This is a genomic window from Rhizobium sp. YJ-22 (genome assembly GCF_029601685.1).
Taxonomy (GTDB): domain Bacteria; phylum Pseudomonadota; class Alphaproteobacteria; order Rhizobiales; family Rhizobiaceae; genus Metarhizobium.
Window position 1 is genome coordinate 129,335 of the sequence record NZ_JARRIR010000009.1, and the last position, 19,639, is coordinate 148,973.

Sequence of the window (19,639 nt, forward strand, 5' to 3'; positions counted from 1 at the left end):
TTCTCAAGGCTTCCTCGATGTCGAAACGTTTGGTCCTTCTCGCGCTTCCTATCGCCTTCGGCGCGTCGCAGGCACTCGCACATCCGCATATCTTCGCCGAGGCGCGGCTGGAAGTCGTGGCCGGCGACGACGGCACGATCACCGAGCTGCGCAATGTCTGGCGCTTCGACGAGGTGTTTTCCTCCAGCGTGCTGATGGATTTCGACAAGAACACCAACCTGAAGCTCGACCCCCCGGAACAGGATGCGGTCGGCACGACGGTTCGCGATTCGCTGGCCGACTTCAATTACTACATGTCGATCACCGTCGACGGCAAAACCGTGCCGGTCCAGAAACCCGACATCATCCATGTCGATTACAAGGACGGGCAGTTGCTGATGTTCTTCGCAGTCAAGCCGGCGCAACCGATCCCGCTGAAAGGCAGGCTCGCCTTCGGCGTCTACGACCCGACCTTCTACACCTCGATCGATTTTCCCCATGACGAGGACATGGCGACCATCGGCGATGCGCTGAAAGCCTGCAAGCGCGCCGTCATCCGCCCCGATCCCGATCAGGTGCTGGCCCAGAACCAGACGACCCTGACAGACGCCTTCTTCAACGACCCCACCGGCACCAACATGTCGAAACTCTTCGCCACGAGACTGGAGCTGTCATGCTGAATTCTTCGCGCGACCGCCGCATCGCTGTCCTGCTCGCCCTGGCCGGCCTGGTGCTGATCGCCGGCATCGACCTGGCGCAGGCGCAATCGCCGCTCGGCATCGGCGCGGCCGAACCCGGCATCCAGATCGGCGGTCCCTTTGCCGGCCTGTTCCTCTGGGTCAACCAGCACCAGCAGGCCTTCTACCGGGCGCTGACCGGGGCGCTGAAGGCGATGCGCGAAAACCCCTGGGCGCTGACATCGCTGATCGGTCTCTCTTTCGCCTACGGCATCTTTCACGCCGCCGGCCCCGGCCACGGCAAGGCGGTGATTTCCTCCTACATGATCGCCAACGAGATCCAGCTGCGCCGCGGCGTGCTGATCGCCTTCCTGTCGTCCTTCATGCAAGGCATCGTCGCCATCCTGCTTGTCGCCGCCGCCTATCTGGTGTTGCGCGGCACGACGATTTCGATGACACAGGCGACACAGGCGCTGGAAACCGCGAGCTTCGCCATGATCGCCCTGTTCGGCGCCTGGCTGATCTACAAGAAGCTGCGTTCGCTGCGCCTGACCCTGCCCGAGCCCGCCCCGGCCGAGCTGGCCGCGGCCGGCGTCACCGGCCACCTGTTTTCCGATACCGAGGCGGGTTCGAGCCACGCCTTTTCCGCCGGCAGCCAGACCGCGCGCCACAATCACCATGCCGGCTGCGGCCACGACCATCATGGGGCCGGTCTCGTCTGCGAGACATGCGGCCATGCGCATGCGCCCGACCCGGGCCTGCTGAATGCCGAGCGCTTCGACCTGCGCGAAGCCTGGTCGGCGATCATTGCCGTGGGCCTGCGCCCCTGCTCCGGCGCGCTGCTGGTCATGACCTTTTCGCTGCTGAACGGGCTTTATCTCGGCGGCGCGCTGTCGGTGCTGGCCATGTCCTTCGGCACGGCGATCACCGTCTCGGCGTTGGCGACGCTGGCCGTCACCGCCAAGGGCATGGCGCTGCGCTTTGCCGGAAACGGCGCTGGCGCGGCCTGGATCGGCCACGGCATCGAGCTGCTGGGCGCCGTCTTCGTGTTGTTGATGGGCTTGCTGTTGCTGGGCGCGTCGCTGCAGGGCGGCGGCTTTGCCTAAAGCATTTCCAATCGCCTCGGCGTTGGACAATGCGGCAAAAAGCTATTTGTTGCGCTGGTAGCGGGCGCGCAGCCAGAAGATCAGGAAGAAGGCGAGCACGGCGAGCGTGCCGAACACGGCCGCAAGCCAGGGCGAATAGTCTCCCAGCCACAGCATGATCTTCGGCATCAGGAAAAACAGCAGACCGACCGAGAGCATGATGATGCCGGCGGCCAAGGCCGGCGAGCGGGGCTTCTGCTGGTCGGCACTCATAGATGCTTCTCCCTGATCCATGGTCCGCCGCTGTAAAGCGGCGGACGCGGAAAGGCAAGGTCTCAGCTTGCCGCAGGCCTCAGACCTTGACGCCCGAAACCGTTGCCTCGATATGGTCGACCAGTGTATCCGGCAGGCCGAGGCGGCCGGCAAGCAGATCGAGATAACCCCGCTCGGCGCGGGTATCCGGCTCGATGGCGAGACGCGAGGCGGTGTAGAGCTCGACCTTCTGCTCGTCCGTTTGTGCTGCGGCGACGAGCGCATCGAGATCGGTCGGTGCGGCCAGTTCCTTTTCGAGGAAGGCTTCCGCCTCCGCATCGAGGCCGGAAATCCTCACCTTGTCCATGATGCGGCCGCGCTCCTCGTCGTCGATATGACCGTCGGCCTTGGCGGCGGCGATCATGGCGCGCACCAGCACCAGCACGAAATCGTTGCGCATCACCGAAGGTTCGGTGCTGAAGCCGGAATCGGCCGGCGGCGGCAGAATTTCGATCTGCTGCGGATCAACCGGCGCGGTTTGCGGCTGCGGCGTCGCGCCGTCGCGGTAATTCCTGTAGGCTTGGTAGCCGAGACCGGCGATGGCGGCCAGCCCGCCGATGGTCAGCGCATTGCCGGCGACGTCGCGCCCGGTCTTGGTGCCGAGCAGAACGGCCGCCAGCGCCCCGGTCTTAAGCGGGTTGTCCCTGCCGTATTGGACGGCCTGCTCGGCGCGGTCGCGCACCGTGCCGCCGACCCCGGGGATCTGCGATCCGAGGAATTGATCCAGAAGCTTTCGCGCATCGAACATGTCTGCCGTCTCCCTGTTGGTCATAGCCGCCCAGAGATAGGAAGGCCGGCGCGGTTTCGAAAGGGCTCAGGCGCGGCGTTCATGCCGCCACGCCTCGAAAACATGCCCTCAGCCGCGTAGCGCCGCCGCTTCCGCCGCAAGCCTGGTGATGCCGGCCCAGTCGCCGGCCTGCACCAGCTCTTTCGGCGCAACCCAGGAGCCGCCGACGCAGACCACGTTCGGCAGGCCGAGATAGTCCTTCGCGTTCTTCAGCGAGACGCCGCCGGTCGGGCAGAACAGCGTGCCGGCGAGCGGCGAGCCGAGCGCCTTGAGATAGGCGGCGCCGCCAGCCTGTTCGGCGGGGAAGAACTTCATCACCTGATAGCCTTCCTCGCGCAACGCCATGACCTCGCTGACGGTCGCAGCGCCCGGCAGCAGCGGCACGGCGGAGCCACGCGCGGCGTCCAGCAACTCCTGCGTCGCGCCAGGGCTGACGATGAAGGTCGAGCCGGCCGCGACGGCGGCCTCGAAATGGGCGGGGTTGAGGATCGTGCCGGCGCCGACATGGGCGCCCTCGACCTCCGCCGCCACGGCGCGCACCGCATCGAGAGCGGCGGGCGTGCGCATGGTGATCTCGATCGCCTTCAGGCCGCCGGCAACCAGCGCCCGGGCGAGCGGCACGGCGGATGCCGCATCCTCGACGATCAGCACCGGTACGACCGGCTGCAGTTTCAGGATCGAGAGAAGCTTTTCGGTTTTTTCGCCCATGGCCGAACAGTCCTTAAAACGATTAGAATTGCTTTTCGAATACCCCGCCCCTATGACGATGTCGAGACAAATAAGCCGGAAAATTCCGTCCGCGGCTTTACGCGGGCCTGCCTTATCCGCTAGCCTCTCGCCCTGGCAAGGGCTCTCGCACGGATAACCTATGGCAAAAGAGATCGAGCGCAAGTTTCTGGTTCTCGACGAGCGCTGGCGGGAGACCGCCCGAAACCACACCTCGATGCGACAGGCCTATATCGCCTCGATGGAGGACCGGTCGCTCCGGGTGCGCATTCTCGACGGCATATCCGCCAAGCTGACGATCAAGATCGGCCGCAGCGCCATGACCCGCGACGAGTTCGAATACGACATCCCCCTCGATGACGCCGAGGAAATGCTCGGCAACGCCATCGGCATCGTCCTCGACAAGACCCGCCACGAGGTCGCACATGACGGTTATGTCTGGGAGGTCGACGTCTATCACGGCGCCTATAACGGACTGGTGGTCGCCGAAGTCGAACTCGATTCGGAACACCAGAACCCGCCGCTGCCCGACTGGCTGGGACCGGAGGTCACCGGCGACTCGCGCTATTCCAACCAGTCGCTGGCGACCGAGGATCTGCGCGGCGAAATGGGGTTGCCGCTTCCGACTGCGTCCTGACGCCAGATGCCGCAGGGGGCTACCGTTGCGTGCGCGGCCCGAAAGCGGTATTTCCGGACCATGACCGATCATCTTTTCGACCAAACGAATGCGGACGGCGCGTTTCTCGTCGCCGCGCTCTATCATTTCGTGGCGCTGCCGCGCTTCGAGGCGCTGCGCGCGCCCCTTCAGCGGGTATGCGAGGACAATGGCGTCAAGGGCACGCTGCTTCTGGCGCATGAGGGCATCAACGGCACGATCGCCGGCCCGCCGGACGGCATCGGGGCGGTGCTCGCCTTCCTGCGCGCCCAGCCGGAACTCAAGGGGCTGGAGCACAAGGAAAGTCATGCCTCGGCCATGCCTTTCTTGCGCATGAAGGTGCGGCTGAAGAAGGAAATCGTCACCATGGGCGTCGAGAATATCGACCCAAACCGCGTCGTCGGCACCTATGTCGAGCCGAAGGACTGGAACGCGCTGATTTCCGATCCCGACACCATCGTCATCGATACCCGCAACGATTACGAAACCGCCATCGGCATCTTCCGCGGCGCCGTCGACCCGAAGACCAAGACATTCCGAGAGTTCCCCGGCTGGGTGCGCGACCATCCCGGCCTGCACAACAAGCCGAAGATCGCCATGTATTGCACCGGCGGCATCCGCTGCGAGAAGGCCACCGCCTTCATGAAGGAACAGGGTTTCGACGAGGTCTACCACCTCAAGGGCGGCATCCTGAAATATCTCGAACAGGTGCCGGAGGAGGACAGCCTCTGGGAAGGCGCCTGCTTCGTCTTCGATGACCGCGTCTCCGTCACCCATGGCCTGAAGGAGGGCGAGCATATCCTCTGTCGCGCCTGCCGCCAGCCGCTGACGGCTGAGGACGTCGCCTCGCCGCTCTACGAGGAAGGCGTCACCTGCCCGCATTGCGCCGAGACCCAGAGCGAGACCGACCGCCAGCGTTTTCGCGAACGCCAGCGCCAGATCGCGCTTGCAAAGAAGCGCGGCCAAAAGCACCTCGGAAGTTAGAAGGTTCTCCTCTGGCGCAATTGCCGACGCAGAACCGCTCTACACTTTTGCTGGAATAGCCTACGCCGCGATGACCCGCCCGCCGCGTTCGGAAAGCAGCGCGGCGATCTCGGCGGCCGGGGCGGGCCGGCCGAAATGAAAACCCTGCATCTCGTCGCAGCCGCAGGAGCGCAGTGCGAGCGCCTGACGCTCTTCCTCGATGCCTTCGGCGGTGACGGGAATATCCAGCGCCCGCGCCATGGCGACGGTCGCCTGCAGCAGGTCGCGGGCCTTGACGCTGTCATGCACGGCAGCAACGAGCGAGCGGTCGATCTTCATCCGGTCGAAACCGAACTGCCGCAGGTAACCGACGCTGGAGAAACCGGCGCCGAAATCGTCGAGCGCGATCTTGACGCCGATCGCCTTCAGCCGGTCGATGGTCCACCGGGCACGCGCCGGGTTCTGGATGAAATAACCCTCCGTGACCTCCAGCGTGATCCTTTCGGGATCGACGCCGGTCTGGCGGATGACATCGGCGACATTCACGGTAAAAGCCGGGTTGCGGAATTGCCCGGGCGAAATGTTGATGGCCACATGCAGATCGGGCCATTCGAGGATCTGCAGACAGGCGGTGCGCAGCACGAACATGCCGAGCGCATCGATCAGTCCCGTGGTTTCGGCCACCGGAATGAAACTGTCGGGCGGCACCGGCCCGTGCCCGGCCCGCGTCCAGCGCACCAGCGCCTCGACGCCGACGATGGCGCAGTCGATGGCGCGCACCACCGGCTGGTAGGCCACCGTCAGCTCGCCATTCTCGATGGCGCGGCGCAGGTCGATCTCTATCCGGTTCTTCTCCTCGCGATCGGCATCCATGTCGGGATCGTAGGCGAAGATGCGGCCGCGGCCGTTTTCCTTGGCCTTGTACATGGCGAGGTCGGCGCGGCGCAGCGCCTCGTCGCAATCGACGAGGCCGAGCGGCGACGCGGCAATGCCGATGCTGGCGCCGACGGTCGCGACCCGCTCGCCGATGACCAGCGGCTCGGCGAAGAAGGACAGCACCGCCTCTCCCAGCTTGCGCGCCACCTCCTCCGACTGGCGTGTGGCGATGGCGACGGCGAATTCGTCGCCGCCGATGCGCGCCAGCATGGCGTCGGGCGGCACCAGCACCTGCAAACCCGCGGAGACGCCGCGGATGAGCTGGTCGCCGGTGCCATGTCCATAGGCGTCGTTGACCTCCTTGAAGCCGTCGAGATCGAGATAGAGCAGGAAGACGCTGCATTTCTCGTCGCGGGCGGTGCGGATCAGCTTTTCCAGGCCGGCATAGAAGCCGGAGCGATTGAGCAACCCGCTGAGCCGGTCCTCCATGGCAAGCTTCTGTGCCCTGGTCTCGTCTTCCTTGAGGCGACGCATGGCGACGACGCCGAGCAGCAACAGGCCGAGGAAGAAGCAGCCGACGATGCCGACCGCCACCAGCACCAGCGGCCGCGCCTGCTCGAAGCTGGCATCGCCCGGCACCCGCGAGGTCCATACCAGCTTGGCGAGCAGTTTTCCCGTCGCATCGATGATCGGCGCGAAATAGGGGCTCATCACCTCCGGGCCGACCAGTCGCAGGCCGGGAATGACATAGGTGTCGGAGAGCTTGCGGACCTTGTCCTCGTTCAGGTGACGGGCATAGACGAGATAACGCTGGTCCTTGACCGGCACCGACAGCTCGCCGCTCTTCATGCGCACCAGCGACACGCCTGCCGCCGCGATTCCGTCGCGGGTTTCGACGAATCCGGCCGCCTCCGGCGCGGCGCGCGACTGCGGCGCGCTGGCATTGATGAACAGCGTGGCGATCGCCGGGCTGAAATAGCTGTCCAGCGTCTCCTCCAGTGGCTTGCCATGGCGATAGGCCATGTAGACCTTGCGATCGAGACCGACGACGAAAGCGGTGTCGAACAGGTCGCTGTTGACGGTCATGTCGCCGATATTGCTGATCACCCAGTCCTGCTGGTCGGGCGCATAGACATATTGAGCGGCGTCGTCCCAGGCGGCGTAGTCGTTGAGCGTCGCCTTCAATTGCCAGACGAAGGTCTGCAGGGCGCCATTGGTGGTTTCCTGCGAGCGGCCGTCATCGAGGTCGTTGGCATGGCGCGCGACCTGGCCGATGGCGGCCAGCACGATGGAGGTCACGATGACGACAACCATCGCGAATGCCACCAGAACGGCAAGCACGGCAAGCTGCCGGCGTCCCTCGCTCGTTTCTGGAATAAGCCGCGACAAAAGCTGCATCCCTTGACTCCATACAATCGATACAGCTTAGGGAAAAACCTTCAGAATAGGTTAAACGCGGCGGCGAATACCTGCCTTTGCGCGTGTAGCCGCGATTCGCCTCTGAGGTGTAGTGCTAGCCTGCCTTGTGATTCCCGTGCGGAAACCGGCCGGCGAGAGCGCCATACCATAGGCCGCTCTTCTTGATCGTGCGCACCTGCGTCTCGTAATCCACATGCACGAGGCCGAAGCGCATCCGGTAACCCTCGGCCCATTCGAAGTTGTCCATCAGACTCCAGGCAAAATAGCCGCGCAGCGGATAACCTTCGCCGACCAGATCGGCGCAGACCGAAAGATGCCGCGCATAATAATCGAGGCGCGGCTGGTCGTCGACCGCGCCGTCCTCGATGCCCATGTTGTAGGCCGCGCCGTTTTCGGTGATGTAGAGGTCGGGCAGGTCGTAGCGGGCATAAAGCTCCTCGACCAGCGAGCGCAGCGCCGAGGGACAGATTTCCCAGCCGATGTCGGTCCTGCTCTCCTCGACCGGCGGCGCGGCGACGGTCGCGGGGAAGACCGCACCCTCGGAGGGATCGTCTGCGACGCGCATCGGCGTGTAATAATTCAGGCCCCACCAGTCGAGCGGCCGGTTGATGGTCGCAAGATCGCCCTCGGCGATCTCAGGCATCTGCGTGCCGAGCGCCTCCATAAAGGCCGGCGGGTAATGGCCCTTGAAGACCGGATCGAAGAACACGCCATTGTGGAAATCGAAGGCGCGCAGCATCGCGGCGCGATCCGCGGGCCCATCGCTGCCGGGGAAGATCGAATGGGCATTCAGCACCAGGCCGACCGGAACCGAGGGAGCCGCGTCGCGGATCGCCTCGACGCCGAGGCCATGGGCGAGATTGGTGTGGTGCAAAGCGGCGAGCGCCGCTTCCATGTTGCGCTCACCCGGCGCGTGAATGCCATAGAGATGGCTGAGCCAGACCGAGCACCAGGGCTCGTTGAAGGTCGCGACGCTGTCGAGGCGGTCGCCCAGCCGCTCCATGACGATGCGGGCATAGCGCTGGAAGGCGTAGGCCGTCGAGCGCGCCGTCCAGCCGCCGTCGCCCATCAGCGTCAGCGGCAGATCCCAATGGTATAGCGTCGCAAACGTCTGGATACCGCGCGCCTTGCAGCCGTCGACGAGACGATCGTAGAAATCCAGCCCCTTCTCGTTGATCGGGCCGGTGCCATCGGGCAGGATGCGCGGCCAGGCGATGGAGAAGCGATAGGCTTTCACGCCCATGGACTGGATGAGGTCGAGATCGGCCTCCAGCCGGTTGTAGTGATCGCAGGCGATATCGCCGTTGTCGCGATTATGGACCCGACCGGGCATGTTGGAGAAGGCATCCCAGATCGACGGCTTGCGCCCATCCGCCTTCGACGCCCCTTCGATCTGGAACGCCGCGGTGGCGACGCCGAACAGGAAATCACCGGGAAAGCGCGCGGACAGGTCTTTCGGATCGATCATCTCAAACCGCCTTGTGGATCGGATGTGGGCCGGAGGTGACTAAGGCATTTCCGGCCGAAGCGAGATCGCTTCGGCGCCGGACAATGCGATAAAAACAAAAAGATAGAGCATTTCCGGTGATTTCTTGTTCACCGGAAATGCTCTAATCGAACAGGAGAGTTTTGTACAGTCCGCCCTGCAACGTTGCAGGCTGCTTTCGGGAATTGGGGCTGCACGGCCGCGATGGCGGCGGCAGCCCTGGCCGATATCAGTTTTCCTGTACCGAGATCCCGTTTTCCCCGACCTTGATCTCGACGCCCGAGGGCTTGGTCTCCTGACGATAGACATAGATGCCGAGGCCGACGACCACCACCACGAGCGCCCCGACCAGTGCGTAAAGCCCATTGCGATTCATGCTGCATTCACCCCTTACCGTTGCTTACGGATTGCGTGAGATAGGAGGTGACAGGCAAATGGCAAGGCCGATGTCGCACCCATGCGGGAATCAGGCGCGACATCCAGCCGTCAGTGCCCGCCGCCGCCGCCGGTCGGCGCGGCCTGCGGCTTCTTGATCAGCATGGCAAGCACGATCAGCATCGAGAACAGCGCCGTCAGGATCAGGAACACGTCGATGAAGGACATGATCATCGCCTGCTGCGTCACCATGCCGGAGAGCTTGCGGATGGCGATGGCGGTGCCGTCGAGCCCGTAGGAGCTGTAGTTGCCGGCAATGTTGCGCAGCTTCTCCATCGCCTCCGGATTGCCCCATTGAACATGCTCGGCAAGGCGTGCGTAATGCTCCTGCTCGCGCTGGGTCAGGATGGTGTTGATCGCCGCCAGCCCCACCGCGCCGCCGAGGTTTCGCGTCAGGTTGAACACGCCGGACGCACCGCGGATCTTGGCCGGCGGCAGCGTGCCGAGCGCGACGTTGTTGATCGGCACCATGCACAGCATCAGCCCGACGCCGCGCAGGATCTGCGGCACCAGCAGCTCGTAGAAATCCCAGTCCGCCGTCATCGAGCTCATGATCCAGGTGCCGGAGGCGAAGCTGGCGAAACCGATCATCATCATGACGCGCGGGTCCATCTTGACCGACAACCGCCCGGCGACCGGGGCGGTGAAGAACATCGCCAGGCCCGAGACGAACATGGTCTCGCCGATCATCAGGCTGTCATACCCCCTGATGCGGCCGAGATAGAGCGGATAGAGATAGGTCAGGCCATAAAGCCCGATGCCCATGACGAAGGAGAACAGCGAACCGAAGGCAAAGTTTCGGTTGGTGAAGGCGCGCAGATCGACGACCGGAAAATCCACCGTGAAGGCGCGGTAAAAGAACACCACCGCGCCGATTGCGGAGGCGACCGCGCCGTAGCGGATCAATTCGTCGCTGAACCAGTCGTTGGCGTTACCCTCTTCCAGGACATATTCGAGCGCGCCCAGGAACACCGCCATCGAAATCAGCCCCCACCAGTCGAACTTGCGGAACAGATGCCATTCCGGCTTGTCGAAATCGATGAGGTTCCAGGTGACGACGGTGACGATGATGCCCGGAATGACGTTGATCAGGAACAGCCAATGCCAGGAGAAGGCGTGGCTGAGATAGCCGCCGATGGTCGGGCCGATGGTCGGCGCCAGCGTGGCCACGAGGCCGATCATCGGCGAAACGACGCTACGCTTTGAGGGCGGGAAGATGGTAAAGGCGGCCGCGAAGACCGACGGGATCATGCCGCCGCCGATGAACCCCTGCAGGGCGCGGTAGATGATCATCTGGTCGATGTTCGTGGCGGTGGCCGCCAGCATGCTCGCCAGCGTGAAGCCGGCGGCGGAAACGGAAAACAGGATGCGCGTCGAGACGATGCGCGCAAGCGTCCCCGAGAGCGGGATCATCACCACCTCGGCGATGAGATAGGCCGTCTGCACCCAGGCGACCTCGTCCGAGCCGGCGCTCAGGCCCGCCTGGATTTCCGCAAGCGAGGCGGAGACGATCTGGATGTCGAGGATCGACATGAACATGCCGAAGACCATGGCGAAGAAGGCGATCATCCGCTTCGTATCGACATGGTCCGCGGCCGGCGCCTGGGGCGCCGTCCCGTTCATCGTTGCAGTCGCCATGGCCGTCGGCCTCCGCGCTTTCTTTTTTAGCTATCGCTCTTGTTACTTCTGTTCGGCCGCAATCGCGCCGCCCTGCGGGGCGGTACGGGTGTCGACGTCGACGACGACGCTGAGGCCGGCGCGCAGGTGGCCGCTGTCGAGGGCGTCCTGCGGCAGCGCGATGCGCACCGGCACGCGCTGGATCACCTTGGTGAAGTTGCCGGTGGCATTTTCCGGCGGCAGCATCGAGAAGACCGAGCCGGAGGCCGGCGCGATCGACTGCACCGTGCCGATGACCGGCTTGTCGTCAAAGGCATCGACATGGACGCGCACCTTCTCGCCGGTCTTCAGCTGCGAGATCTGCGTTTCCTTGAAGTTGGCCTCGATATAAAGCTCCTTCACCGGAACCAGCGCGGCAAGCCGCGTGCCGGGCGAGACGAGGTCGCCGACCTGCACCGAGACATTGCCGATGATGCCGTCATAGGGGGCGCGCAGGATCGTGAAGCCGAGGTCGCGGGTCGCCTTGTCGCGGGTCAGCTCCAGCGAGCGCACGGTGCTTTCGGCTTCCTTGCGCTGCGCCTGCAGGAGTGTGATGTTGGAGCCGGCGGCGGTGACGCTCGCCTGTCCGGCAGCGAGATTGGCCTGGGCCTGTTGCAGCGCGATTTCGGCATTGTCGAGCGAGGCGACGGTGCCGACGGACTTTTGCTGCAGTTCGGCGGCGCGTTTGCGATTGATTTCTGCACCGCGCAGCGCCGCCTCCAGCGCGCCCTGCTGGGCCTCGGCCTGCTTCAGCGACGATTGCGCCCCGGCGATCTGGGCATCGATGCGATCCAGCGACAGCTTCTGGGTGGCGATCTGCGCCTTGGCCTGGTCGACGGCGATGGTGTAGTCGCCATCGTCGAGCGTCACCAGGGGATCGCCGGCCTTGACCGTCTGGTTGGCGATCACATGCACCTTGGCCACGTAACCGCTGACCTTGGGGGAAATGGTGGCGATATCGCCATGGATATAGGCATCGTCCGTGGAGACCAGGAAACGCCCGTCGATCCACCAGTTGTAGCCATACCAGCCGCCGGCGCCGAGCGCGGCCAGAACGAAGAGCGGCAGCAGCAGGCTGCGGCGCTTCTTCTTGGGCGCTTCCGGCGCCTTGGTTTCGACCGGCGCGGCGGCGGCGGGCGCCTCGGCCTTGTCGCGCATCTCGGCGGAGACGGCCTCGTTCTCTGCCGCTTCCCCTTCCGAAACGCTCACGACGCGAGCGACATTTGTTTTCTTCGAGCCAGCCATGGCAACACCATCCGCGAAATCTTAAATCGAACCGAACGGTTCAGTTCGATTTGACATAGAGGCTTTTTAAGTGCATATCAAGATCAAATCGAACCGCGCGGTTCAATTAAGTTAACAATTCAGGCATGGCGATGACCGACACCCGAAAGCAGGCGACCGAGGCGGCCGCACCGACGCCACCGATCACCGGCCGTCACGCGGCCGGCGAGGATCCGGCCAAGCGCGAACAGATCCTCGACGGGGCCAAACGCATCTTCATGGGAAAGGGTTTCGATGCGGCGAGCATGAATGACGTCGCCCGCGAGGCCGGCGTCTCCAAGGGCACGATCTACGTTTATTTCCAGAACAAGGAAGACCTGTTCGCCGACCTGATCGAGCGCGAGCGCACCCGCTTCGCGCTGTCGACGCGCGATGCGCTGGAAAAACCCGCCGGCGTCGAGGACGCGCTCTTTCATTTCGGCATGACCTTCTGTCAACACATGATGAACGACGACGTCATCTGTTCGATGCGCAGCGTCATCGGCGTCATCGACCGGATGCCGGGGCTGGCGCGGCGCTTCTTTTCCTCCGAATCCGTCAACGTGCGCAGCGTTCTTCGCGACTATCTCGAAATGCAGCGCATGCAGGGAAAGCTCGCGATCGACGACACCGATCTCGCCGCCCGCCAGCTCATCGACATGTGCAGCGGCAGCTATTTCAAACTCCGCCTGTTTGGCGAAATGAAGAAGCCACCGCCGCGCGAGGAGCTCGACCGCGTGATCGGCAGCGCGGTGCGCGTCTTCATGGCCGCCTACCGCCGCGCCGCCTGACGGGCCTTTCCTCAAGCGCAAGCCCGCCTGTTTACCGATAATCGCCCGCCCGGCGACGAGCGGCGGACTTGCGTCGCCCCGCTTTCGGCCTAGATGCAGGCGTGCTATGCCCTATCGGCAGGCTTCCCCACACAAAAGAGGATCGAATGCAGGAAATCGTCACGCTGGCGCAGGACCCCGCCGCCTGGATCGCGCTGGTTACGCTCGTTGTCATGGAGGTCGTCCTTGGCATCGACAACCTGATTTTCATCTCGATCCTCACCAACAAGCTGCCGGCGGAAAACCGTGAAAAGGCGCGGCGCATCGGCATCGGCCTGGCGCTGATCATGCGCCTCGCCCTGCTCGGCACCATCGCCTGGATCGTGCAGCTCACCCAGCCGGTCTTCGAACTCTTCGGCCACGGCTTCTCCTGGAAGGATCTGATCCTCATCGCCGGCGGCCTGTTCCTGGTCTGGAAAGCGACCAAGGAAATCCACCACAATGTCGATCCGGTCGACCACAAGGAAGACATGGTGGGGGGCGCGGCGATCAACAGCTTCGCCTCCGCCATCGGCCAGATCCTGCTGCTCGACCTCGTCTTCTCCGTCGACAGCATCATCACCGCCGTCGGCATGACGCCGCATCTGCCGGTCATGGTCGTCGCCGTCGTCATCGCCGTCGCCGTCATGCTGCTGGCCGCGACGCCGCTCGCCAATTTCATCGAGCGCAACCCGACCATCGTCATGCTGGCGCTCGCCTTCCTGCTGATGATCGGCACGACGCTGATTGCCGAGGGCATGGGTTTCCATGTGCCGAAAGGCTATGTCTACGCCGCCATGGCCTTCTCCGGCCTTGTCGAGGTTCTGAACATGGTGGCGCGCAACCGCCGCCAACGGTCCGGAAAGCACTGACGCTCCCCATGCAGAAGGCCCGCATCGTCGATGCGGGCCTTTTCCGTAAAGGGCGGGAGCGAGGCGAAGGGTCGGATGGGTTCGAAGCTCGCCTGCCGTTTCGTTGGCCGCGGAAAGAAACCGGAAAAATTTCCGCGTTCTTCCTCTCCATCGCGTCCGGTTGGCACAACCCGTCGCCTCTGGTAATCGAACCGGCCGGCGGGAAAAATGTTCCCCGGAAAATTTCGGCCTGCGTCCGCCTCCGGAACCGCCGGCCCGCCGCAAGCGTTGAAATTGCGCCGTCCGGATGCCTTCATGCAACGTCGGGTCGCGAATCGGCAAGGGGGAACGGGCGCTGCATGACCACTGATCAAATTCTCGCCTTCGCCATGATCGCCGCCATGATGGCCGCCTTCATCGTCGATCGCTTCCGCTACGATCTCGTCGCCTGCTGCGCGCTGGTGATGTCCGTGGCGATCGGCGTCGTGCCGGCCAAGGAAGCCTTTTCCGGCTTCAGCAACGATATCGTCATCATCGTCGGCAGCGCGCTGGTGGTCAGCGCCGGCGTCGCTCGCTCCGGCATCGTCGACGTGGCGATCAAGCGCTTCTTTCCCGATCTGCGCGGCGTCGGCACCCAGCTCGCTTTGTTGCTGGTCGTCGTTGCCGTGCTCTCGGCCTTCATCAAGAATATCGGCGCGCTGGCGATCATGATGCCGGTCGCCATGCAGTTCGCCCGCAAGACCGGCGTGCCGGTATCGCGCTACCTGATGCCGATGGCTTTCGCCGCCCTGCTCGGCGGGCTGATGACTCAGATCGGCACCTCGCCCAACATCGTCGTCTCGCAGATCCGCGAGGAAATGACCGGGCAGAGCTTCACCATGTTCGATTTCACCCCCGTCGGCGGGTTGCTGGCGGTGATCGGCTGTCTGTTCCTGATCTTTTTCCACCGCATCCTGCCCGATCGCGTGCGCCAGACATCCGCGCCGCAGGAGGCCATGGACATTGCCTCCTACGCCTGCGAGGCAACCGTGCCGGCCGACTCGCCGCTGCCCGGCAAGCCCCTGAGCGACCTGGTGAAACCCGGTGACGGTGAGGTGGTGGCGACCACGGTGCTGCGCGGCCACAAGCGCATGGCGCCGTTTCCCGACCTGACGCTCAAAACCGGCGACACCGTGCTGATTACCGGCAATCCTGCCGCGCTCGATCGCGTGGTCTCTCAGGGCAAGCTGAAACTGCCGGGTGCCCAGCTTGCCGAGGACGGCAAGTCGACGAGCGGCATCATGTCGATCGAAGCGGTGGTCTCGCGCGATTCGCGGCTGGCCGGCCTCTCCGCCCGCGACCTGGCGCTATCCTACAACCACGCCGTCAACCTGATCGCGCTCAGCCGCCACGGCCAGCGCATCGGCGAGCGGCTGGGCGAACTGCCGCTGGAAACCGGCGACGTCATCGTGCTGCAGGGCCGCGCCCCGGCCTTGGCCGCCATGGTTCAGGATTTCGGCCTGCTGCCGCTGGCCGAACGCGAGGTGCTGCTCGGCACCCATCGTCGCGCCGCCATCCCGCTCGCCATCCTCGCCGCCGCCATGGCCGCCACCGCCTTCGGCCTTGCGCCGGTCTCGGTCTCTTTCTTTACGGCGGCGCTCGCCATGGTGTTGTTCGGAGCCGTGCCCGCCGGCGACGTCTACAAATCCGTCGACGGGCCGATCCTCGTCATGCTCGCCGCCCTCATACCGGTCAGCGACAGTCTGCGCACCACCGGCGCCAGCGATATCGTCGCCGGCTGGCTCGGCACGGTCGCGACCGGGATGTCGCCCTATGGCGCGCTGGCGCTGATCCTGATCACCGCCATGGCGGTCACTCCTTTTCTCAACAATGCCGCAACCGTGCTGGTCATGGGGCCGATCGCCGCCAGTTTCGCCACCACGCTCGACTTCCGGCCGGAGGCTTTCCTGATGGCGGTGGCGATCGGCGCGGGCTGCGATTTCCTCACTCCCATCGGCCACCAGTGCAACACGCTGGTGATGGGGCCGGGCGGCTATCGCTTTTCCGACTATCCGCGCCTCGGCCTGCCGCTCTCCTTTCTGGTCATTCTCGTCTCGGTGCCGGCGCTGATGATGGTCTGGCCGGTCTCTTGAGGCATGGCCGTTGCGGTTTTCCTTGACGTTGACGGGGGATTGTGGCCTTAAGGCCAGCGAACGGATGACACCCGGAGACCCGCCCGTATCGAGCGGACTTCCGCGCCATCCCCGGCCCCGCATCCCTCCGGCAGCGCATCCACGCCGCCGCGCGGGGTGCATTGCGCATTGTCAGCACAGGCAGAGATTATGACCACTTCCGGCGTCCGCGTACGCATTGCCCCCTCCCCGACCGGCGAGCCGCATGTCGGCACCGCCTATATCGCGCTGTTCAACTATCTTTTTGCCAAGAAGCACGGCGGCACCTTCATCCTGCGCATCGAGGATACCGATGCCACCCGCTCGACGCCCGAATTCGAACAGAAGGTGCTCGACGCGCTGAAATGGTGTGGGCTGGACTGGGCCGAAGGCCCGGATATCGGCGGCCCCTACGGCCCCTATCGCCAGAGCGACCGCAAGAACATCTACAAGCCTTACGTCGACAAGATCGTCGAAAACGGCCACGGCTTCCATTGCTTCTGCACGCCCGAGCGCCTGGAGGAGATGCGCGCCGCCCAGCGCGCCGCCGGCAAGGCCCCGAAATATGACGGCCGCTGTCTGAACCTCACCGCCGAGGAAGTCACGACTCGAATCGCCTCCGGCGAGCCCAACGTCGTGCGCATGAAAATCCCGACCGAGGGTTCCTGCAAGTTCGTCGACGGCGTCTATGGCGAAGTCGAGATTCCGTGGGAAGCCGTCGACATGCAGGTACTGCTGAAGGCAGACGGCATGCCGACCTATCACATGGCCAATGTCGTCGACGACCATCTGATGAAGATCACCCATGTGGCGCGCGGCGAGGAATGGCTGGCCTCGGTGCCGAAGCACATCCTGATCTACCAGTATCTCGGCCTCGAACCGCCGGTCTTCATGCACCTGTCGCTGATGCGCAATGCCGACAAGTCGAAGCTGTCGAAGCGCAAGAACCCGACCTCGATCTCCTATTACACCGCGCTCGGCTACCTGCCGGAAGCGCTGATGAACTTCCTCGGCCTGTTCTTCATCCAGATCGCCGAAGGCGAGGAACTGCTGACCATGCAGGAACTGGCCGAAAAATTCGACCCGGAAAACCTCTCCAAGGCCGGCGCCATCTTCGACATCCAGAAGCTCGACTGGCTGAACGGCCGCTGGATCCGCGAAAAACTCTCCGAAGAGGAATTCGCCGCCCGCGTGCTCGCCTGGGCGATGGAAAACGACCGCCTGAAGGACGGGTTGAAGCTGTCGCAGTCGCGCATTTCCAAGCTCGGCGAATTGCCCGACCTCGCCTCCTTCCTGTTGAAGTCGGACCTCCACCTGGAGCCTGCCGCCTTCGCCAAGGTGAAGCTGAGCCCGGAGGAGATCCTGGAGATTCTCCAGACGGTGCAGCCCGATCTCGAAAAGATCTTCGAGTGGAACACCGCCTCCATCGAAGCGGAACTGCGCGCCATCGCCGACCGCATGGGCAAGAAGCTGAAGAACGTCGTCGCGCCGCTGTTCGTCGCCGTCTCCGGCTCGTCGCGCTCGCTGCCGCTGTTCGATTCCATGGCGATCCTCGGCCGCTCGGTCGTGCGCCAGCGCCTCAAGCTCGCCACGCAGGTGGTGGCTTCGATGGTCGGAAGCAAATAAGCATTCGAGGGGGCACCCCCTCATCCGGCCTGCCGGCCACCTTCTCCCCAAGGGGAGAAGGGAGTTGAGGCACCGACCCCAGGCTCCAGTCCCCTCTCCCCTCGGGGAGAGGGCTAGGGTGAGGGGCGACACAAGAAAATTCAGACAATAACGCGGCCGATACCGTGACAGGAAAAGACCGATGACCGACACCAAGCTCGATACCGCCCTCTCCTCCGACGCCACTGAAGTGCGCGCGCAAAAACTGAAGCTGCTGCGCGAAAAGATCGGCGACGTCTATCCGGCCCATTTCCACCGCACGCTGACAAACGGCGAGCTGGCGGAAAAATACGAGGGGCTGGAAGCCGACGTCGAGACAGGCGATGTGGTGACCGTCGCCGGCCGCGTCTATTCCTCGCGCAATTCCGGCATGTTCATGGATATCCATGACGCCTCGGGCAAGATCCAGATCTTTTCCCATAAGGACACGACGCCGGAAGAAGCGCGCGCCCTGCTGCCGATGATCGACATCGGCGACATCATCGGCGTCACCGGCGTCGTGCGCCGCACCAAGCGCGGCGAGCTGACGATCAACGCCCAAAAGATCGAGATGCTGACCAAGTCGCTGCTGCCGATGCCGGAAAAATGGCACGGCGTCTCCGACATCGAGATCCGCTATCGCAAGCGCCACCTCGACATCATGACCAACGAGGAATCGAAGCTACGCTTCCAGCAGCGTTCGAAGATCGTGTCCGGCATTCGCCGCTTCATGGAAAACGACGGCTTCATGGAAGTCGAGACCCCCATGCTGCATTCCGTCTATGGCGGCGCCACGGCCGAGCCCTTCAAGACGCATCACAATACGCTGAAGCAGGACATGTACCTGCGCATCGCGCCGGAACTGTTTTTGAAGCGCACGCTGGTATCGGGCCTCACCGACAAGGTGTTCGAGATCAACCGCAACTTCCGCAACGAGGGTGTGTCGACCAGGCACAATCCCGAATTCACGATGATGGAATGCTATTGGGCCTATGCCGATTACGAGGACATCATGGACCTCGTGGAGCGGCTGTTCGCCGAGCTGGCGGAAAAAATCCACGGCTCGACCGAATTCGCCTATGGCGACAAGCAGCTCTCCTTCAAGGGCCCGTTCAAGCGCGTGCCGATGCCCGACGCCGTCAGGCAAGTCACCGGCATCGACTTCCTCGCCATCAAGACCGACGATGACGCCCGCGCCGCCGCCAGAGCGGCCGGCTTCGAGGTCGAGAAGGACTGGACCTGGGGCGAATGCCTCGCCTTCATCTTCGAGGAGAAGGTCGAGGGCACACTGATCCAGCCGAGCCACGTCACGCATTTCCCCAAGGATATCTCGCCCTTCGCCAAGGAAGTGCCGGGCGAGCCGCGCCTGGTCGAGCGTTTCGAGACCTATTGCAACGCCTGGGAACTGGGCAACGCCTTCTCCGAGCTGAACGACCCGGAAGAACAGCGCGCCCGCATGGTCGAGCAGCTGGCCCAGGCCCATGCGCGCGGCGAGAAGGACAAGGAGCTGGACGACGAATTCCTCGACGCCATCGACCAGGGCATGCCGCCGGCCGGGGGCCTGGGCATCGGCGTCGACCGCCTGATCATGCTGCTCACCAACGCCCCGTCGATCCGCGACGTCATCCTCTTCCCCGCCCGTCGCGGCAAGGCGGATTGATCGGACGTAAGCATCCGACGCCGGCGATGCGAGATTGCCGGCGCTGAGCGCGATAACCTCCCTTTCGTCATGCCCGCGCGTCTGCCGAGCAAGCGGGCATGCGAAATTTCGTATTTTGCAAGGAAGATGCAGGCGAAACCCATATCCCGGACACATCCGGGCATGGTGTCGTGGTCTGCAACGGATACGAAAAGAGCCGGCATCCC

Annotated in this window: 17 protein-coding genes; 9 read left to right on the forward strand and 8 right to left on the reverse strand. The window is 64.0% G+C overall.

Annotated features, from left to right (window positions below; translation table 11 throughout):
• Positions 1 to 17: 17 nt before the first annotated feature.
• Positions 18 to 659, forward strand: coding sequence for a DUF1007 family protein (locus tag P7F60_RS20820; RefSeq protein WP_277919610.1), 642 nt, complete (start codon positions 18 to 20; stop codon positions 657 to 659).
• The gene (locus P7F60_RS20825; protein ID WP_277919611.1) at positions 653 to 1,762 is read left to right on the forward strand and encodes a nickel/cobalt transporter; all 1,110 of its coding nucleotides are present in this window, start codon (positions 653 to 655) and stop codon (positions 1,760 to 1,762) included. The genes P7F60_RS20820 and P7F60_RS20825 overlap by 7 nt, the downstream gene beginning before the upstream one ends.
• Before the next feature lie 42 nt (positions 1,763 to 1,804).
• Here the strand turns inward: P7F60_RS20825 and P7F60_RS20830 are convergent, their stop codons facing one another.
• The 3 genes from P7F60_RS20830 to P7F60_RS20840 all read right to left on the reverse strand — a co-directional run bounded on the left by P7F60_RS20830 (position 1,805) and on the right by P7F60_RS20840 (position 3,548).
• On the reverse strand, positions 1,805 to 2,014 hold the full coding sequence (locus P7F60_RS20830; RefSeq protein WP_277919612.1) for a hypothetical protein: 210 nt from the start codon (positions 2,012 to 2,014) through the stop codon (positions 1,805 to 1,807).
• Between the two features lie 79 nt (positions 2,015 to 2,093).
• Positions 2,094 to 2,801, reverse strand: a complete 708-nt coding sequence (locus P7F60_RS20835; RefSeq protein ID WP_277919613.1) for a tellurite resistance TerB family protein — start codon at positions 2,799 to 2,801, stop codon at positions 2,094 to 2,096.
• Positions 2,802 to 2,909: 108 nt separating this feature from the next.
• Complete coding sequence (locus P7F60_RS20840) at positions 2,910 to 3,548, reverse strand: 2-dehydro-3-deoxy-phosphogluconate aldolase (RefSeq protein WP_277919614.1); 639 nt, start codon at positions 3,546 to 3,548, stop codon at positions 2,910 to 2,912.
• A gap of 160 nt (positions 3,549 to 3,708) precedes the next feature.
• Here P7F60_RS20840 and P7F60_RS20845 point away from each other — a divergent pair, with 160 nt between their 5' ends.
• A complete protein-coding gene (locus P7F60_RS20845; RefSeq protein ID WP_277919615.1) occupies positions 3,709 to 4,203 on the forward strand; it encodes a CYTH domain-containing protein in 495 nt (164 codons plus the stop codon).
• A 60-nt stretch (positions 4,204 to 4,263) separates the two neighbouring features.
• On the forward strand, positions 4,264 to 5,205 hold the full coding sequence (locus tag P7F60_RS20850) for a rhodanese-related sulfurtransferase (protein WP_277919617.1): 942 nt from the start codon (positions 4,264 to 4,266) through the stop codon (positions 5,203 to 5,205).
• 60 nt (positions 5,206 to 5,265) lie between these two features.
• Here P7F60_RS20850 and P7F60_RS20855 read toward each other — a convergent pair whose 3' ends face one another.
• The 5 genes from P7F60_RS20855 to P7F60_RS20875 form a co-directional block, all read right to left on the reverse strand.
• Entirely contained in the window at positions 5,266 to 7,458 is a 2,193-nt protein-coding gene (locus tag P7F60_RS20855; RefSeq protein WP_277919618.1) for an EAL domain-containing protein, read from the reverse strand.
• Positions 7,459 to 7,573: 115 nt separating this feature from the next.
• Entirely contained in the window at positions 7,574 to 8,947 is a 1,374-nt protein-coding gene (locus P7F60_RS20860) for a GH1 family beta-glucosidase (protein WP_277919619.1), read from the reverse strand.
• A gap of 247 nt (positions 8,948 to 9,194) precedes the next feature.
• Positions 9,195 to 9,341 carry a hypothetical protein gene (locus P7F60_RS20865; protein WP_277919620.1) on the reverse strand — a complete coding sequence of 49 codons (147 nt, stop codon included), beginning with the start codon at positions 9,339 to 9,341 and terminating at the stop codon, positions 9,195 to 9,197.
• A 110-nt stretch (positions 9,342 to 9,451) separates the two neighbouring features.
• Complete coding sequence (locus tag P7F60_RS20870) at positions 9,452 to 11,038, reverse strand: DHA2 family efflux MFS transporter permease subunit (protein ID WP_277919621.1); 1,587 nt, start codon at positions 11,036 to 11,038, stop codon at positions 9,452 to 9,454.
• 42 nt (positions 11,039 to 11,080) lie between these two features.
• Complete coding sequence (locus P7F60_RS20875) at positions 11,081 to 12,301, reverse strand: HlyD family secretion protein (protein ID WP_277919622.1); 1,221 nt, start codon at positions 12,299 to 12,301, stop codon at positions 11,081 to 11,083.
• Positions 12,302 to 12,432: 131 nt separating this feature from the next.
• Here P7F60_RS20875 and P7F60_RS20880 point away from each other — a divergent pair, with 131 nt between their 5' ends.
• From P7F60_RS20880 to lysS, 5 genes are all read left to right on the forward strand, one after another.
• On the forward strand, positions 12,433 to 13,110 hold the full coding sequence (locus P7F60_RS20880) for a TetR/AcrR family transcriptional regulator (protein ID WP_277919623.1): 678 nt from the start codon (positions 12,433 to 12,435) through the stop codon (positions 13,108 to 13,110).
• Between the two features lie 146 nt (positions 13,111 to 13,256).
• A complete protein-coding gene (locus tag P7F60_RS20885; RefSeq protein WP_277919624.1) occupies positions 13,257 to 14,000 on the forward strand; it encodes a TerC family protein in 744 nt (247 codons plus the stop codon).
• 338 nt (positions 14,001 to 14,338) lie between these two features.
• The gene (locus tag P7F60_RS20890; protein WP_277919625.1) at positions 14,339 to 16,111 is read left to right on the forward strand and encodes an SLC13 family permease; all 1,773 of its coding nucleotides are present in this window, start codon (positions 14,339 to 14,341) and stop codon (positions 16,109 to 16,111) included.
• 189 nt (positions 16,112 to 16,300) lie between these two features.
• A complete protein-coding gene (gltX, locus tag P7F60_RS20895; protein ID WP_277919626.1) occupies positions 16,301 to 17,755 on the forward strand; it encodes a glutamate--tRNA ligase in 1,455 nt (484 codons plus the stop codon).
• Positions 17,756 to 17,936: 181 nt separating this feature from the next.
• Entirely contained in the window at positions 17,937 to 19,433 is a 1,497-nt protein-coding gene (gene lysS, locus P7F60_RS20900; protein ID WP_277919627.1) for a lysine--tRNA ligase, read from the forward strand.
• The last annotated feature ends 206 nt before the right edge of the window (positions 19,434 to 19,639 follow it).

Coding starts and splice junctions, on each gene's coding strand:
- P7F60_RS20820 (WP_277919610.1), top strand. CDS start 18: ATGTCGAAACGTTTGGTCCTTCTCGCGCTTCCTATCGCCTTCGGCGCG.
- P7F60_RS20825 (WP_277919611.1), top strand. CDS start 653: ATGCTGAATTCTTCGCGCGACCGCCGCATCGCTGTCCTGCTCGCCCTG.
- P7F60_RS20830 (WP_277919612.1), bottom strand. CDS start 2,014: ATGAGTGCCGACCAGCAGAAGCCCCGCTCGCCGGCCTTGGCCGCCGGC.
- P7F60_RS20835 (WP_277919613.1), bottom strand. CDS start 2,801: ATGTTCGATGCGCGAAAGCTTCTGGATCAATTCCTCGGATCGCAGATC.
- P7F60_RS20840 (WP_277919614.1), bottom strand. CDS start 3,548: ATGGGCGAAAAAACCGAAAAGCTTCTCTCGATCCTGAAACTGCAGCCG.
- P7F60_RS20845 (WP_277919615.1), top strand. CDS start 3,709: ATGGCAAAAGAGATCGAGCGCAAGTTTCTGGTTCTCGACGAGCGCTGG.
- P7F60_RS20850 (WP_277919617.1), top strand. CDS start 4,264: ATGACCGATCATCTTTTCGACCAAACGAATGCGGACGGCGCGTTTCTC.
- P7F60_RS20855 (WP_277919618.1), bottom strand. CDS start 7,458: ATGCAGCTTTTGTCGCGGCTTATTCCAGAAACGAGCGAGGGACGCCGG.
- P7F60_RS20860 (WP_277919619.1), bottom strand. CDS start 8,947: ATGATCGATCCGAAAGACCTGTCCGCGCGCTTTCCCGGTGATTTCCTG.
- P7F60_RS20865 (WP_277919620.1), bottom strand. CDS start 9,341: ATGAATCGCAATGGGCTTTACGCACTGGTCGGGGCGCTCGTGGTGGTG.
- P7F60_RS20870 (WP_277919621.1), bottom strand. CDS start 11,038: ATGGCGACTGCAACGATGAACGGGACGGCGCCCCAGGCGCCGGCCGCG.
- P7F60_RS20875 (WP_277919622.1), bottom strand. CDS start 12,301: ATGGCTGGCTCGAAGAAAACAAATGTCGCTCGCGTCGTGAGCGTTTCG.
- P7F60_RS20880 (WP_277919623.1), top strand. CDS start 12,433: ATGACCGACACCCGAAAGCAGGCGACCGAGGCGGCCGCACCGACGCCA.
- P7F60_RS20885 (WP_277919624.1), top strand. CDS start 13,257: ATGCAGGAAATCGTCACGCTGGCGCAGGACCCCGCCGCCTGGATCGCG.
- P7F60_RS20890 (WP_277919625.1), top strand. CDS start 14,339: ATGACCACTGATCAAATTCTCGCCTTCGCCATGATCGCCGCCATGATG.
- gltX (WP_277919626.1), top strand. CDS start 16,301: ATGACCACTTCCGGCGTCCGCGTACGCATTGCCCCCTCCCCGACCGGC.
- lysS (WP_277919627.1), top strand. CDS start 17,937: ATGACCGACACCAAGCTCGATACCGCCCTCTCCTCCGACGCCACTGAA.